This is a genomic window from Paracidobacterium acidisoli, from assembly GCF_003428625.2.
GTDB lineage: Bacteria > Acidobacteriota > Terriglobia > Terriglobales > Acidobacteriaceae > Paracidobacterium > Paracidobacterium acidisoli.
This window is the reverse complement of record NZ_QVQT02000005.1, coordinates 271943-288390: the sequence shown is the minus strand read 5'-3', so window position 1 is coordinate 288390 and position 16448 is coordinate 271943. Positions and strand designations below refer to the sequence as shown.

At 53.5% G+C, this 16448-nt stretch carries 14 protein-coding genes; 8 read left to right on the top strand and 6 right to left on the bottom strand.

Going from position 1 to position 16448, the window contains the following annotated elements; genetic code table 11:
- Positions 1-71: 71 nt before the first annotated feature.
- The 3 genes from D0Y96_RS15170 to D0Y96_RS15160 form a co-directional block, all read right to left on the bottom strand.
- Complete coding sequence (locus D0Y96_RS15170) at positions 72-956, bottom strand: ThuA domain-containing protein (RefSeq protein WP_158562422.1); 885 nt, start codon at positions 954-956, stop codon at positions 72-74.
- A 222-nt stretch (positions 957-1178) separates the two neighbouring features.
- Positions 1179-2807 carry an acido-empty-quinoprotein group A gene (locus D0Y96_RS15165; RefSeq protein WP_117301528.1) on the bottom strand — a complete coding sequence of 543 codons (1629 nt, stop codon included), beginning with the start codon at positions 2805-2807 and terminating at the stop codon, positions 1179-1181.
- On the bottom strand, positions 2804-3532 hold the full coding sequence (locus D0Y96_RS15160; protein WP_158562421.1) for a c-type cytochrome: 729 nt from the start codon (positions 3530-3532) through the stop codon (positions 2804-2806). The genes D0Y96_RS15165 and D0Y96_RS15160 overlap by 4 nt, the downstream gene beginning before the upstream one ends.
- 464 nt (positions 3533-3996) lie before the next feature.
- Here D0Y96_RS15160 and D0Y96_RS15155 point away from each other — a divergent pair, with 464 nt between their 5' ends.
- The 7 genes from D0Y96_RS15155 (at position 3997) to D0Y96_RS15125 (ending at position 10980) form a co-directional block, all read left to right on the top strand.
- Positions 3997-5034 (top strand): hypothetical protein, encoded by a 1038-nt coding sequence (locus tag D0Y96_RS15155; RefSeq protein ID WP_147325087.1) that lies wholly within the window; start codon positions 3997-3999, stop codon positions 5032-5034.
- A gap of 345 nt (positions 5035-5379) precedes the next feature.
- Positions 5380-5823 carry a DMT family transporter gene (locus D0Y96_RS15150; RefSeq protein WP_117301521.1) on the top strand — a complete coding sequence of 148 codons (444 nt, stop codon included), beginning with the start codon at positions 5380-5382 and terminating at the stop codon, positions 5821-5823.
- A 63-nt stretch (positions 5824-5886) separates the two neighbouring features.
- Entirely contained in the window at positions 5887-6861 is a 975-nt protein-coding gene (locus tag D0Y96_RS15145; protein ID WP_215601629.1) for an aldo/keto reductase, read from the top strand.
- A 447-nt stretch (positions 6862-7308) separates the two neighbouring features.
- Positions 7309-8346, top strand: coding sequence for a zinc-dependent alcohol dehydrogenase (locus tag D0Y96_RS15140; RefSeq protein WP_117301516.1), 1038 nt, complete (start codon positions 7309-7311; stop codon positions 8344-8346).
- Positions 8347-8474: 128 nt separating this feature from the next.
- Complete coding sequence (locus D0Y96_RS15135) at positions 8475-8777, top strand: putative quinol monooxygenase (RefSeq protein ID WP_117301925.1); 303 nt, start codon at positions 8475-8477, stop codon at positions 8775-8777.
- A 119-nt stretch (positions 8778-8896) separates the two neighbouring features.
- Positions 8897-9754: an SDR family oxidoreductase gene (locus tag D0Y96_RS15130; protein WP_117301513.1), complete on the top strand. Its 858-nt coding sequence runs from the start codon at positions 8897-8899 to the stop codon at positions 9752-9754.
- A gap of 47 nt (positions 9755-9801) precedes the next feature.
- A complete protein-coding gene (locus D0Y96_RS15125) occupies positions 9802-10980 on the top strand; it encodes a M24 family metallopeptidase (protein WP_117301510.1) in 1179 nt (392 codons plus the stop codon).
- Positions 10981-11094: 114 nt separating this feature from the next.
- On the opposite strand, the gene D0Y96_RS15120 is transcribed toward D0Y96_RS15125, so the two are convergent.
- Positions 11095-12288, bottom strand: coding sequence for a transaldolase family protein (locus D0Y96_RS15120; RefSeq protein ID WP_199480354.1), 1194 nt, complete (start codon positions 12286-12288; stop codon positions 11095-11097).
- Entirely contained in the window at positions 12258-13922 is a 1665-nt protein-coding gene (locus D0Y96_RS15115; RefSeq protein WP_252263819.1) for a CoA-acylating methylmalonate-semialdehyde dehydrogenase, read from the bottom strand. The genes D0Y96_RS15120 and D0Y96_RS15115 overlap by 31 nt, the downstream gene beginning before the upstream one ends.
- Positions 13923-14076: 154 nt before the next feature.
- Between D0Y96_RS15115 and D0Y96_RS15110 the strand changes: the two genes are divergently transcribed.
- On the top strand, positions 14077-15228 hold the full coding sequence (locus tag D0Y96_RS15110) for a substrate-binding domain-containing protein (RefSeq protein ID WP_117301505.1): 1152 nt from the start codon (positions 14077-14079) through the stop codon (positions 15226-15228).
- Positions 15229-15251: 23 nt separating this feature from the next.
- Here D0Y96_RS15110 and D0Y96_RS15105 read toward each other — a convergent pair whose 3' ends face one another.
- Entirely contained in the window at positions 15252-16412 is a 1161-nt protein-coding gene (locus tag D0Y96_RS15105; protein ID WP_252263818.1) for a Gfo/Idh/MocA family protein, read from the bottom strand.
- Positions 16413-16448: the final 36 nt, after the last annotated feature.

Below are 16448 nucleotides of genomic sequence, written 5' to 3'. Positions count from 1 at the left end.
GTCCATATCTATATATATGGACGAAGGCAGGCAGCTCTTTTGCGGAGGAGGCAGGGTGTGCGACCCTGCCTTCATTTTCCGGGGAAGGGCCGCGGCGTAATATCGGCGTTTTCGAGACCAAGCGCCCATTTAATGGCGCCGATATACATTTCCTGTACGCGATGGTCGTCGAGAGATTCCTCCAGATGGCCGATGGTTGAGTACCAGACTCTGCCTTTTCCGTAATTTCTGGCCCACACGATGGGGAAGTCACCATCGGTGCGGAGCGCGGCCAGCCTCTCAAAGTTGGCTCTGTATTTCTCGAGGCTTACTGGCCGGTTGAAATCCCCTTCAGGGCGCAACTGGGAAAAGACCTGGGGAAATTTCGTAGCGTCCATTCGCATAATGACGTGATCCACGTCACGCGAATAGTTTGGCCCGACGATCGTGAACTGATCTTTGAAGTTGAATTCGCGAGGGAATCCCTGGACGCCGGGGAAAGATGGATCTTCCAGAATGATCGGCATCGAGGCGGTTGGAAATTCGCCGATGAGATTGCCACCGATCATCTGCGCGTATTCCGGCCACAGAAGAAGATGGCCGCCGTTTCCTGCATGGCCTGCGATGAAGCCCTTGCCGTCGTCATGCACGAAGGAGAGCAGATCTGCTTTCTGCTGATCGGTAATGTTCCACGGACCTTCTCCCATATAGAAGACCGCGTCAAAATTATTGAGGTTTCTCACATTGAAGCCGGGGATGGGCTGCTTTGTGAGCAAACGCATATCAGTCCGAATGATCGTCACCCAGGCTCCTGATTCGCGGCCAAGGCGTTCTACAGTTGCCAGCGTGTGCGAAGCGGCATCGTGGTGATATCCCGGAGAGGAGTACCATTCCTCAGGATCTGCGATAGCGAGAATCTTTTTCTTTCCCGGCCATGGATCATCCGGGGGACGAGAGGCCGCGTTGTCGTGTGCCAACAGATCAGGCGCAGGTTTCTGCTGACCATACAGAGCTGTCCCGCCAATCGCGGTAGCAGAAGCAGCCGCTATCGCTCCTTTAAAAAAATTCCGCCGATCCATCCCTACGCTCCTTCCCGATATTTGCCCGAGCCGGATATCAGCTTCTTCCCTGCCCGTGTGGATGCCGTCTGCATCGTTTGGTCGTTTGTTCTTTCAGACGACTCGAAATCCTCTGTTCCCTCAGCGGTGTTTCGCCGATGCGCTCTGCCCTGCCCCTGCCGGTGGCTCCGGCAGAGCAAATGCGAAAAATGTGTCGTTGGCGGCCACCAGAACATACTGGCGCCCGTCAAGCATGTAAGTGATGGGGGCGTTTGTGACATATTGACCGAGACCGACGTGCCACAGAGTTTTGCCCGTGGAGGGGTCCAGAGCCATGAAATTTCCGGTCGAGTCGCCGGTAAAGAGAAGGTTGCCGGCTGTGGTGATGAGCCCAGCGATCAGCACAGCGCTTTGATCGCCCAGTTCGTGCGACCAGACGACCTTTCCCGTCTTATAGTCGATGGCCACGGTGACATACTGCGGCGGAAAGCGGAAGCGGCCATAGCCCGCAGTCGTGAAGTAAGCCCATGTCCGCGCGGCGTTCGCATAGAGAAGACCAAGCTTAGGATCGTAACTTGGCGCCCACCAGTTTGTCGCACCGATGGGATAGGGCGAGACCAGAGCACCGGGAGGATTGGCATCCTTCGTGTAGTCCGGAATCGGACGTCCCTGAGCATCGATTCCTTTGGCCCAGTTGGTCTGGGGCATGAATTTCGTCGTCAGGAGATGTTCACCGGTGACACGGTCGAGCAGAAAGAAGTATCCGTTTCTGGATATCTGAGCGACAAGCTTGCGGGGTTTCCCGTTGAACTCGGCGTCGAAAAGGATCGGCATCTGCGCCGCATCGTAATCGTGCGTATCATGCGGGGTAACCTGATAGGCCCAGACCAGCTTCCCAGTATCGGGGTTCAGCGCTACGATCGATGCGGTGTAGAGACTGTCTCCGTCGGGTGTGGGATGCGGAGGGCGGTCCATAGGGACGCCATTGCCGGTTCCCAGGTAGTAGAGGTTCAGCTCAGAATCATAGGTACCATTCAACCAGGGAAATCCACCACCCTTCATCATGGTCGCGTTATCGCTCCACGTCTGGGAGCCGGGAGCGCCGGGATCGGGATCAACCCACCAGCGCCACTGCAGTGCTCCCGTAGCAGGGTCTCTCGACTCCAGAAAGGCGCGGATGTCGTCGTTGTTTCCAGGCCCCACGAGGACGTGGTTTCCAATGATGAGAGGGGCTGAAGCGGAGAAGAAGTCCTGCTTGACGTCAGCGATCTGTACTCTCCAGCGCTCCGTGCCGTCTTTTGCATTGAGCGAGACCAGATAGTCATCCGGGGTCATGAAGTAGAGCCAGCTGCCGTAGATTCCAAGGCCGCGGTTGGCGACATGGATCGCATTGTTGTTTGGCCACGCATAGTGCCATATCTCGCGCCCGGAGCGGGCATCAATGGCCCACACATTGTCTGTGATCGTGAAGTAAAGCACTCCGTCGACGAGGAGCGGGCTGGCTTTGATACGACGGCCTTCGTTCGCCTGCTGGGCAAAAGACTGTGCGCCAAAGTCGAAATGGCTTGCCCACGCCAGAGCAAGCGAATTGACGTTGGAAGAGTTGATCTGATCGAGCTTGCTGAAGCGCTGGCCGGAATACTCTCCGTTGTATGTCGGCCATGAATCGGCAGGGGGATGAAGCAGGGTCGCCGAATCCACGTTTTGCGCGGGCAGGGTCGGGGGGAACAGGGCAAAGATCAGCGACGAGAACAGAAGCAGACGTTTCATTTCAGTGTCACCAGATATGCCAGCAGGTTATGAATCTCTGTATCGGTATAGTGCGGAAGCATTTCCTTGTGAGCCGCGAGCGGATCGGTCACATCCACGGACTTCACGGAGGATCGTACCCATGAGTGATACGTGCCGGATGAATCGATCAGAGCGACGGTAAATTCGTCCATGAACTTCAGCGTTCCGGATACCGCCTCTCCCGAGGGGAGGGTGACACGAACCTGCTCCGGCTTTGCCTGCGGCGTAAGAAACGCAGTTGTCAGGGCGAGGGGCTGCAGCTTTGTACCGATGCCGGCTAAATCTCCGGTGGGAGAGTGACAGGTGCTGCACTTTCCTGGTCCATTGAAGTACGCGCGGCCCGCATCTGCATTGCCTACCAGCAGTGCGGCCTCCGGGAGACGTTTGCCCCGAACTTCTGTAAGGCGCTGATGAAGGAAGGCAGCGATATCCGATACCTGAGCGGGGGCCAGGGAGGCGAACGATGGCATGCCAAGCGTTGGACGGCCCGTTTTGAGAAATGGCCCCAGAACATCGCCGCCTTTATCCTGAAACACCAGCGGGCTTCTCAGAAGATTCGGCGCCTGTTCCGTGCCTGTCGCCTGCGCGCCATGGCAAAAGGAACAATTCGCACCGAAGATTCCCTTGCCTCTTGCAGCCGCGGCGGGATCGACTGCCGGCGCCTGCGCCCTTACTGCTGTGACTGTCGATACCAGGAGAACCATAGCTACTCCAGTGGCTCTGAGCAAAACGACAATCTTCGATGGAAGGTTCATAAGCGTATTGCCTATCCCTCAGTTACACATCTGAATTATTTGTTGGCACAGCACACTGAACTGCGGCGGCTACCTTACCGATTCTCGCTTCAGTTCCGGTATGAACTAGTTTCAATGGTCTTAAACTGTACGCGACGTTATACCTGCACTTTCCGGACTGTCAAGCAGTTTCCCCTCCGAAGAACAAAGAACGGAAGCCGCGCAATCGCAACTGAGTTTACTCAATGCCAATGCTGTGTTGCGTACAAGAGGGCATGGATTCTGTCGCTGCTGCAATGCCGCATTCTGAACTATTATTCGAGCGCGGAATTGGACAGCTCCGTTTATTTGTTGTCATAGTCTCGTTTAATCTGTCAGCCGCCGGGAGTATCTGACATTTTCCGTATCCGGAAGCATCCACTCACTGAGGACATATGAAGAGAGGCTTTGTTTTACTTGCCGCGATCTGCCTGATGGCAACCGCGCGGGCAGCTACAGTCAGGGTGACTATCACCGGCCATGTAAAGGGGATTCACGTCCATGAGGGACCGGTGTTCGGATATTACTCGAGAGACCGCATTCCGGATGGCACACCGTTCACACTGGTTTATCTGTTCGATGACAGCAGAGGCGAAACTACAGTTCAACTGGGGACCGCAGGCGATATTGTTCGTTCCGGCCAGCATGGGCAGAGATCTGCTTCCCCTGGTATGAACGCGGTTCTTCAGGTTGGCGGTGCTATCTGGGATTTCGGCGAGTCTGCTGATTCCGAAGTGGATCTCAATACTGCATCGAGCGCAATGAGATACTTCGTCCGCTTTTCCACGGCCAATTCCGATAACTGGATTTCTTCCGATATCCGTCCGTCGAAGGCTGCTGCCTGGGTGGCAACCGGCGACTGGCGGCAGAGCTTCCGTGCAGAGGCCCTTCCATCAAAAGTGAGCCAGTTCTCTCTGGATAATGGCACCGTCTCAGCAACAGGCAGCCTGATTCCAACTCAGATCACGGTGAACGGCCTCAACCTGCAGGGCCAGATACTGAGCTATAAAACGATTTCCGGCGGGCCGAACGCGAGCTCCTGGGTGAGACAGTGGCATCTTTCAAAGCCCTCTCCTCGTGGAGGCTGCGTAATCGAGAGCATTACGCGAACTGTGGTGGGGACCATACCTCCGAATCAAACACCGATCACCCCGCTTCACGCAACCTATTGGGTAGCATGGCATGTTGCACCCGGAGCAATCACAACAAGCCCTGCAAATGATGCATTTTTGAGCACTTATCCCGCCGGAAGTATAGGCACGATGAGTATTTCCGCAACTGCGCGCTTTTATGAAGGCGCCGCCGTTCCGCGGTCTTTCACGATGCACGCGTCCTCTTCTTCTGGTGGAGAGCTGACCTCGACGGCTCCATCGATCCCGGTTGAAGGTCAGGCCACATTCCCTGTGAAGGTGGTCGCTGCGATTACTTTCTGACGCAGACAGAGGGCACAGCGGCAGAACGTAAGCCCAACATCGCAGGCTGGATCCCCATTTTCCGAATCATAAAAGCGGCTCAGGAAATGATTATTCTTCGGCGTCCAAAAACCACCTTGACACGAAAAGAAATCCGGGTATACCGTCAGCTTCAGTTTATACGTCACTTGGTATTTTGTTCATATGGGAACTTAACCGGATTCCTGCTTTAGCAAAGTTACCAGTGGCCTACAGGATAGTTATTGCTGCTATATATGAGTGATAACTTTCCGCTTCACGGAGTGAATGCGGGTAAAGACCTGCTGAACAGCTTTTTTGATCGGTTATCGCGCCAGGAGCAAAAGGATGAAACTTCAGTTTTACCTCTTCACTGTCCTGCTTGGAATCGTTTTGGCCGTGCATTTAGCCATGAATGGGAAGGTAGGAAGCGTCATCAATAATGCACGTGTCGGGAATGCAGTTTTCTGGTGCATCGGCGCATGTGCTGCAGTTCTGATCGGCCTGACAGGATGGCAGAGCGGCGTTCTGAGCGGCTTTAAGCAGGTGCACCCTTTGCTTTTGACGGCTGGAGCACTGGGCGCATGCCTTGTATTCGCCATTGCCTGGATGCTTCCTCATGTGGGAGCTCGCGGAGTTTTCATCACGCTTATCGCAGGCCAGGTTCTGGGCGGAATGGCTCTTTCTCATTTCGGATGGCTCGATTCTCCGATCCAAAAAGTCGGGCCGCTGAACATTATTGGCGCGATTGTTATGGTGGGGGGTGTTTACCTTTCCACATACAGCAGATAGCTTTCGGCTCTCTGCTTTTTCTACCGCAGACGTATATCACTTCCGTGCATTTGGAGATCGCGTGTGAAAAGGGTTCGGCTCGGGCAATCAAATGTAACAGTGAGCTCTCTCGCGCTGGGAACAGATCTGATTGGAAGCAAGATCGATCGCGATCAATCCTTTGCTCTCTTTGATTTTTATCGGGAGCGGGGCGGTAATTTCCTGGATACTGCGAACTTCTATGCGAGCTGGTATCCCGGATGTAAAGGTGGAGAAAGCGAGACGACGATTGGCCAATGGATGAAAGAGCGCCGTAATCGTGACGAGGTGGTCGTATCTACCAAGCTGGCCTTCGATTACCCCGGCTCTCCTGGCGGTTTACGAGCCACTGAAATCCAGCGCGAATGCGAGATGAGCCTGAAGCGGCTGCAGACTGACAGAGTGGATCTGTATCAGGCCCATCGAGACGATCGTGACACTCCTCTGGAAGAAACGATGGAGGCCTTTGATCGCCTGATTCAGGCCGGGAAGGTTCGCGCGCTGGGCGCCAGTAATCTTGCCCTCTGGCGTATTGCAGAAGCGAATCTGACGGCCGGCATGCACGGCTGGACGCCCTATTCGGTAGTTGAGCAAAGGTATACCTATCTGCGCCCACGCCACGGTGCGGACTTTGGGCCCCAGATTTTTATCGACGATGACCTCAAGGACTATGCCACGCATCATGAAATCACACTTGTCGGATATTCGATTCTTCTTCAGGGAGCTTATACGCGCGCCGATCGCGAAATTCCGGCTCAGTTCGCGGGGCCTGATTCAGTCGAGCGACTGGAAGTACTTCGGGCAGTATCGAATGAAGCCGGCTGTGACCCCACTCAGACGATCATTGCGTGGATGCGACAGAGCAAACCATCCGTACTGCCCATCATCGCCGGCAGCAGGACGGAACAACTCCAGGAAAACATTGCGGCACTTGAGGTAACTCTCACCGAGGATCAGATGCAACGCCTGGATACAGCCGGAAATCCTTCTATCAGAAAGGCGTGGATACAACCGACCTGAGCTTTGTACATCCCCGATCCAGGCACAGGAAGTGCTTCGCTCAGTAGATGCTCAGTATAGTAACGACTTCATAAATAACACCGACAAATGAGTTCAAAACCATGATTTCTGTCTGCCACTTTATGACGGATTCTGAGCAGTTCCCATGCAAGCGGTTCCAGTATGAACAAGTATTTGCCCTGTCTGCGAAGCATATTGCTAACATGCTGAATCGGACTTATAGTAGCTAAGTCATGGACTGGAAAATAGTTCTATCAGGAACTTAACGGATAGCTCTTCTGAAACTGCATGGACTTCACCGCATGGATCAATCTTCATTCGGACCGAAAGGTAAAGCGGTGCAACCGCGGGAGAGCTTATGCGGATCGGAATGCCGTTTCCATACCGGCAAATGAATACGGAAGGCTGTCAGCAACCGAATGGAGAAGGCATTAGAAGGATCAACGAATGAAGGCTCTTGTTAAATACGCAAGTGGCGATGGAAATGTCGATATCCGCGACGTTGACGAACCCAAATGCAGCGATTCGCAGGTAAAGCTTGAGATCGCATATTGCGGGTTATGCGGCACGGATATTCATGTACTTCACGATACCTTCCGCAACTATCCGCCAGTCATTCTTGGTCATGAATTCTCGGGAACCGTTGTTGAGGTAGGCAGGAATGTAAATGGTGCCGTCACGCCGGGTGAGCGCGTGGCAGGCCTGGGCGCGACCGCTGTTACCTGCGGTGAGTGCCACTACTGCCGATCGGGCTATTTTATTTTCTGCTCTAACCGCAGAGGCATGGGACACGGCGTGAATGGCGCATTTGCCCGTTATGTTGTTATGCGCCCCGATCAACTGTACCGGATTCCTGACAATTTCACTCTGGAAGAGGCGGCGATGAGTGAACCGTTTGCTGCTGCTGTTCAGGCAGTGACGGAAATTTCCGATGTCAGAATCGGCGACACGGCACTCATTTCGGGCCCTGGACCTATCGGGCTTCTATGTCTGAAGTTATTAGCAGCCGAAGGCGTCAAGACAATTGTTGCCGGAGCCGCCGGCGACGGTGAGCGTCTGGATGCCGCCCTTCGCTTTGGCGCAGCAGCGGTTGTGAATGTAGGGGAACAAAAGCTGAGTGATGCCGTTCAGGAACTAACCAAAGGAGAAGGCATCGATGTCGCCTTCGAGTGCGCGGGTCATCCTGATTCCGTTCGCGGCTGCCTCGAATCGCTTCGCCCGATGGGGCGCTATATGCAGGTCGCGATCTGCGGACAGGATATTCAGTTTCCGATCGATCAGATTTTCTATAAGCAGCTCAAACTGAACGGCTCCGTCTGCTATACGGCGCGGACGTGGGAACGGATGATGAAGATCTACGCGGAAGGGCGAATCAGGCTGAACGATCTGATTTCAGACAAGCTCCCTATCTCCGAATGGCGAAAAGCATTTGAGCTCTGCAGAGACAGGAAAGCGCTTAAGGTCCTGATGTATCCGGAAGGATAGCCAGAAGCAACGTGCTTTCTCTATGAGGCTGTTTGTCCGAGCACGAATCATGAATACAGACAGCCGAATCGTACACAATTTCCCTGATGTGTCAGGACTTTTTTTTGCATAAGCAGGAGATGATGCCCATGGATCATGCTGTTGTTCTGGATGTACATATGGAAGCAGTTCCAGGCCGTGAACTGGAGCTTGAGAAAGCCCTGCTGGCACTGGTTGCTCCAACACGCGAAGAACCGGGCTGTCTGACGTATCTGCTCCATCGCAATCAGGAACATTCCGGCAGGTTTCTGTTTTATGAAAAATTCAGGGACCAGGCTGCGCTGGAAGCACATCTGGCAACATCTCACTTTCAGAAGTTTGCAGCGCTCAGAGCTGCAGGAAATGATCCTGTTGCCGTCGTTACAGTGACAAAATGGAATGTTGTCGAGTAGCAACTGCCCCTGATAAGTCTTTGCGCTATTGGATCAGACAGATTGGCGGCGTCGATTTATTCAGACTTCGGAGCTGCATGCCGGAGAGATGTACGCTATGAAGACCGGAGGGACTGCAAATGTCATCGAGTGAGAACTATACCCCTCCGAATGAGATGCCCCCTGCATCTATTCACAGAGTTCTGACTGGACAAAAGGCGCTGGTGACCGGCGGGAGTAAGGGGCTGGGCAAGGATATTGCGATCGGCCTGGCCAAAGCTGGTGCAGACGTTCTGGTGAACTACAACAGCGATGAAGAAGGTGCTCGTCTTACAGTTGCTGAAATTCACGCACTGGGCGCCAAAGCGATTGCGTTCCGAGCGGATGTGTCCAAAGAAGACGAAGTCCTGGCGATGTTCAGCGCTATGATGGAGACCTTCGGCCGCCTGGACATCTGCATTCCCAACTCGGCCTTACAACTCAACGCTCACGTGGATGAAATGACGCTGGCACAGTGGGAGCGGGTTATCGGTGTGAACCTTACCGGGGTATTTCTCTGCTGCCGCGAAGCAGTACGAATATTCAAGCGACAGGGTATTGATCGCTCCATCTCTTATGCGTGCGGAAAGCTGCTTCTGGTCAGCTCCGTACATGACATCATTCCATGGGCAGGTCACTCAAACTATGCGGCAGCCAAAGGCGGACTGATGCTGTTTATGAAGAGCCTGGCACAGGAGGTTGCGCATCTGCGGATTCGGGTAAACGCCATATCCCCCGGGGCAATAAGAACCCCAATGAACGTGGAGAAGCTCACCTCGCCTGAAGTATTCGAGAGTGCACTTTTAAAGCTTATTCCAAGCAAAAGAATTGGCGAGCCCGAGGATGTGAGCAGAGCCGTTGTCTGGCTTGTTTCTGATGAATCGGATTATGTTCATGGCACGACCTTATATATTGATGGCGGCATGACGCTGTACCCCGGATTTATCGATGCAGGCTGATATTCTTTCTGCATTGGCGCATATAAGGCGCGGAGAAAGGTAATTCAATGTCGGTAATGGAACGGCTGAACAGGATGCGTCTGGCTATGGAAGCCCAGGGGCTGGATGCTCTTGTAGTAAGCCTTCCCGAGAACGTTCTCCTTCTCAGCGGATTTTGGCCGATGATTGGAGCTTCTGTTCTGGTCTTCCCTTTGCATGGTGCTCCTGTCTGCATTCTTCCGGAGTGCTATGAGGGAGATGCGAAGCAACTCTTTGAAACTGTCCAGACGCTGCGATACCCATACGGCATACTGGAGGCGCCGGAATGTCTGTCTGCAGTGAAGAGTCTCCTGCAGGAAGCCTCCTCTGGTTTGTCATGGAAGCGAATCGGCTACGAAGGAAGCTTCCACACCACGGCACCGTCCTGGAACTGTGCTGAGTTTCTCCTTCTTCCGGTGAATACCCCTGCCTTCCTTCAGAGCGTATTTCCTGACAGCGAGCTGATCGACGCGTCGCGCCTTCTTCAGTCAGAGCGTGCACTGAAGACTTCCTTTGAAGCAGACAAACTTCGGCGAGCCAGCGAGATCTCCTCATTTGGCCTTAGGGCTTTTGAGGAGCTCGTGGAGGTTGGTATCTCCGGCGTGGAACTCGCAGCTGCAGTAGAACATGCAGTGATGGTCCAGGGTTCCGGCTTTGACGACGCTGTTCGGGTCAGAGCCTTTGCTCAGGTTGCCACCGGCGCGAAGGAGTCTGCCAGTGGCTACCGACCAAATGAAATTTCAACTACGCGCAGGCTGGAAGACGGCGAGATTGCATTGCTGGAACTAGGCGTTGTTGCGGATGGATACTGGGCTGACAGAACGCGCGTTCGTGTTGCGGGCAGGCCAACTCCGGAACAGAGGAAGATATTTGATATCGTTCGCGAGGCTCAGGAAGCTGCTATCTCTGCCATTCGACCGGGTGTAACGGGAGCTGACGTTGACGAGGCCGCACGCAAAGTCATTCGCAATGCCGGTTATGAATCGCTGTTCCCACATGTGACCGGGCATGGATTAGGCTTTCGTTACCACGAGTCTATCTATCTTCTCTCTCCATCGTCAGAAGAGGTTCTGGAAGAGGGCGCACTGGTTACGGTAGAACCGGGAATCTATTCGGAATCCGTTGGCGGCTTTCGCATTGAAGATGATGTGCTCGTTACGAAAACGGGCTCTGAAATACTCGGCGTTTACCCTAAAACGCTCTGCTGATCGTTGCCCGGATGCAACAGGAAAAAAATCTGCACAGCTAATGCGTGCAGCACTGATGAAGAAGGCTTCAGTAGTGCTGCAGGTCTAGCAATACGACCGCATTCTCTGTGCAACTCAGAGCAGAGAGTCGGGATTCGGGAGAATGATGTCTCTGACCCGGGAAGCCAGCTCGTGGGTCGCTTCCAGAAACTGGCGAAGTGTTCTTACTGTTGGCCCAAAGGCATCAAACTCATCGACAGGCAACAGCTTCTCATCATATGCTCGCCGGAAATCGACAAACTTATCCAATAGTTCGTTAACAATATGAGCATCGACCGGCTTGTCGATTCGCTTCTGAACGTCGATGTCACTCGCATTCAAGCGTACCTGCCACTTGTACGGAGGAGAAATGACCACATCTCCGCCGATCAGCTCGCTCCAGTGCATATGATTGCGAAATGCGGCCGAGAGAAGCCTGATGCGATATCCACGCTCGCGATATAACTGCCAGGCCCTTTTGAATGCAGCTACGCCGGCCCATTCAAGATAGCCGGGATCGAGGATAATGCCTTTTTTCTCGGCCGTTACCTTGAGCCAGTCATCGAGCCTGCCTACCATGATTGTGCAGACTGATCCCATCTGCGAGATATCTTTTCCCTCACTCTCCCGCCTTTTCAAACCGCGCTCCACAGCTTCGGCTACAGCAATGCTTTGAGCGACGGTGAAGCTGACGGTCGCGTTGATGCTGATGCCGTGATATGTGACTTCCTCTATTGCTTCAATGCCGGCAGCGGTTGCCGGAATTTTTACGATCATGTTTGGCGCGAGAGCATGAAAGCGCAGTGCCTGCTCCAACAGAGCTTTTGCATTTCGATAATTGTGAGGATCGGTCTGGATAGACAGTCTGCCATTCTTTCCCTTGTGGGCCTCGAATACAGGCAGAAGCATTTTCGCTCTGGTTGCAGATATCTCCTCCACCAGCTTCCAGCCAATCTCATCCTCGGTTGCATGAGGCATTTCTATTGCGAGATCGCGAATGCGCTGATTCCAGACCTGTGACTCTTTTTTCAGTACATCCAGAACGATCACCGGATTACATGTAGCTCCCACTCCGCCGTGTTCCATGGAATAGGCCAGCTCGGATTCTGCCGCAGAATCATTCCACAGGCATGTAGGCGTAGTGTGGGTCATCTCATAGAGAGGGCTTTTATACGCGACGCTCGTTTGTACATCCTGGCTCATTGTCTTTTCTCCCTTTAAACGGTGGCCGGTTTTGATCGACTGAGGAATATTGAGTTTTAAAACTTCCGCGACCATTTCTTCGGCCATCGCTCGATGACTACCTTCTTGTCCGTATAGAACTCGACGGCATCACGGCCCTGGCCGTGCAGGACACCCAGGAAGCTGTCGCGCCATCCGCTGAATGGAAAGTAGGCCATCGGAGCAGCGACGCCAATATTTACGCCGACGTTTCCAGTGGGCGCCTCATATCGGAATCTGCGGGCATGGTTGCCGCTGGTGGTAAAGATAGAAGCCGCGTTGCCAAACCTGCTCTGCGAGAGAATCGCCAGCGCCTCATCAAAGTTCGACGCCTGCTGAATCGAAAGCACAGGACCAAATATCTCTGTATCTCTTAATTCATCGTCGGAACCAATATCCGTCAGTACTGTAGGCCGGAGAAACGCGCCGGCATGATCGGCGACACCGTTGCGTCCATCGAGAATTGCTTTTGCTCCATGATGCAGCCCACCATCGATCAGCTTCTCTATTCGACTTTTGCTCGCAGGAGATATGACCGGTCCCATCTGGACTCCTTCATCGAGACCGTTACCAACACGAAGGCCTGAAGCAAGATCAACGAGGCGGTCGGTGAAGGTTTTTGACGTTTCGCCTACAGTGATCGCAACCGATACTGCGAGACAGCGCTGACCGGCGCACCCGAAGGCGCTGTCACTTACGATCTTTGCCGTCATATCGAGATCGGCATCAGGCATGACCACAACATGGTTTTTCGCCCCGCCCTGGCACTGTACACGCTTGCCCTGCGCAGATCCCTCTGCATATACATAACGCGCAACCGGAGTGGAACCGACAAAGCTGATGGCCCGCACGTCAGGATGATGCAACAGGCCGTCCACTGTTTCTTTGCCGCCGGTCAGCATTCCGACTACACCTTCAGGAATGCCCGTTTCGTGAAGCAGCTCGATCAGCAGATGCGCAGTAAGCGGAACCCGCTCTGAAGGCTTGAGGATAAATGCATTGCCGCATGCCAGAGCATATGGCATGAACCAGAGCGGAATCATCGAGGGAAAATTGAAAGGCGTAATCGCGGCCGTGACACCAATCGGCTGACGAATCATGATTTCGTCGATGCCGGAGGCGATGTCCTCCAGGTTATAACCCTGCATGAGCGTGGGAATGCCGCAGGCTACTTCGACATTTTCGATTCCACGCTGCAGCTCGGCACGAGCCTCAGCAAGGGTCTTACCATTTTCCTGTGTCGTGAGCCTGGCAATCCCGTCAGAGTTCTTTATCAAGAGATCTCTGAATTTGAAGAGGTACTGAATTCGATCCTGAGGCGGAGTGCGGCGCCATCCTGGAAATGCCTTTGAAGCAGCAGCGACAGCGAGTCGGACATCCTCTTCGCCGGCCAGCGGATAGCTGGAAAGTATCTCGGCCGTAGCGGGATTAAAGACCTCGAAGTGTCTGTCCAGTTGTCCGGCATGCCACTTACCAGCAATAAAGTTCAGGTCGTGCAACTCACATACCCCCATTTTGTCTCCCTGCGATTTAGACGGCGAGTGCGACCTGCGTCCGACAGCCACGGGGTGTATCTTCGTGCCCAGAGCACACAATCGCGTCATTGCTGAGTAAAGAGAATCAGTGCATAAGTTCCAATTAGAACTCTTTTCTGATTCGTTAATTCTGTCGGAGACTATAGCCAGGCATGCATCAATTGGCAAGGCTTCATTGAACTTTGTGAGGCGTTCTGCCTCAGATGGACATGCATTCAGAGTATTTACCGGCGGTATCCATTGCCTTCGAATTTCCGGACAGAACTCTTTTCAACATTGAGCTGATTGTGTAGTATTTGGTCTCGCGAAAGATATTGCACCTATGACAGCTATAAAGAATAAGCCGGATGCGATGAACCAGGATAACTCCAGAAGAGTGGATAAGTACTGGATTCCCATTGTTGCGAGAACAATCGATCTTCTCGATTGTTTCGGAGCTGCCACCAAACCGCTGACGCTTGAAGAAGTGGTAAAGTCAACGGGGATTCCCCATACAACCGCCTATCGGATTCTGCACACACTGGTGCTGAGGGATTACCTCAATCGATCCGGGCGCCAGTATCGTCTTAACCAGCTACGGCGCAGACTCAAGTTTGGCTTTGCAAATCTCTCCAAACATGTTTCGCTCGCCGTTGAAATCGAAGAGAGCCTGAAAGCAGCTACTTCGGCTGCCGGGATTGATCTTGTGGTTTGGGATAACGATCGAAGCGCCGATAAGGCAATTCAGAATGCGCGCGAAATGGCCGTAAGTAAGGTCGACCTGGCGATCGAATTTCAGCTGTTCGAGAACGTGGCTCCTGTCATCTCCGATATCTTTTCGAGATCAGAGATTCCGCTCATCTCTCTCGTCAATCCGCATCATGGAACTGTGTACTTCGGCGTGAATAACTACCGCGCTGGATTTGCGGCCGGAACCGCTCTGGCTGATTTTGCGCTGAGGCACTGGAAGTCCCAGATTGACGCCCTTTTGCTGCTTGAGTCTCCGCGCGCAGGAAGAACCATTCAGAGCAGACTGGTCGGGGCCATACAAGGCATTCAGGAGAGGCTAGGACCGCTGCCGGAAAAGGATGTACATCATCTTGACGGAGGCGGTGACAGGGCTACTTCGAAAAGTGCAGTAGCAGGCTTTATGAAATCAAAAGGTAAAAAGAGAATTCTGATTGTAGGAATTAACGACGAAAGCGCGATTGGAGCGATCGAAGCGGCCGATCAGGCACGGTATGGCACAGAGCTTGCCGTTGTGGGGCATGGCGGGAGCATGGAGATTCTCGATATCGCTGCAGACCCTGACAGCCCATGCATCGGGACTGTCTGTTTTCATCCGGAACGCTATGGTCCCGATCTGCTGAACTTTGCTCTGCCTATCGTACGAGGAAGATCTGCTCCGGTCGTTCACTATGTGCCGCACGAATTTATGGGGAAAGAAGCGCTTATTCGCCGCGGTCATGCTCCGGCAACGGCTCGCTCCACTTAGGAGTGAGCCTGTTCTGCCAGGATTTACCAGTCGCCGCCAGCTACATCGACCCATGCACGCTTTGCGGCGCTCTCAAGGACGGCGTTCAGGACGTACAACTGACGGATACCGTCGACAAAGGTAGGAAATTCGGCCTGTTGCTCACTATCGGCAACTTTCTTGTAGAACTGCCGAAGTATCTGTTTGAAGGTATCGTCGTAGCCTTCGCTGTGACCACCCGGCAGGTCCGCATACTGACTCGCTCCCGCTCTCATCAAAGACGGATCTTTGATATAGAGCTCATTCGCCGAGTTTCGATTGCCCACCCACAGCTCGTCCGGTCGCTCCGCATTCCATGCGGCGGATGCTTTTGTGCCATAAAGTTCTATCGAAAGAAAATTTTTGCGCCCGGCTGAAACCTGACTTGCCGTCATCGATCCTCTGACACCTTCGCCCATATGGAACATCATGGAGCAGAAATCTTCCGTTTTCACAGGGACCTCATCGTAATCAGAAGGCTGCAGTTTCTTTCCGGCGAATGTCTCAATAGAATGCTTCGGCCTTTTACGGGCTTTACGAAATGTCTCCAGCTCGGCGCAGACGGAAGTGATTTTCAGCCCCGTGAGATATTCGGCCAGATCGCACCAGTGTGTTCCGATATCGGCGAAGGCACGGGAGGGTCCGGATTCGATGCGCCAGTTCCAGTCGGTGTCATAGAGAAGCCAATCCTGCGAATACGTTCCCTGCACGATCTGAATCTCGCCGAATTCACCGGCTTCACGCATGTGAAGCATGTTCTGTATCTGCGGATAGAAGCGAATGTTGTACAGGGTGCAGTTGGCGAGATTGCGCGCTTTGGCAAGATCGACCATTTCCTGCGCTTCAGAAATTGTGGATGCCAGCGGCTTTTCGCATACGACGTGCTTACCGGCCTGCAACGCAGACTTTGTCATTTCGAAGTGAAGTGCATTCGGAGCGCAGACGTGCACTGCTTCGATCTCCGGATCGTTCAGAATCGTTGTATAGTCGCCTGTCGCGCTTTCAATGCCAAGGGTATCTGCAAATTTTCTCGCCTGATCGGCTGTTCTGGCTGCGATGGCCGCAACCTCGACATTGCCCAGACGTCGAACTGCCTCCGTGTGAACACGTCCCATAAAGCCAGTTCCAAAGATAGCGGTCCTGATTTTTTTCATTGATCTCTCCAACGAATCTTCCGCACAGTGTTTCTTCTTCTTTACTGC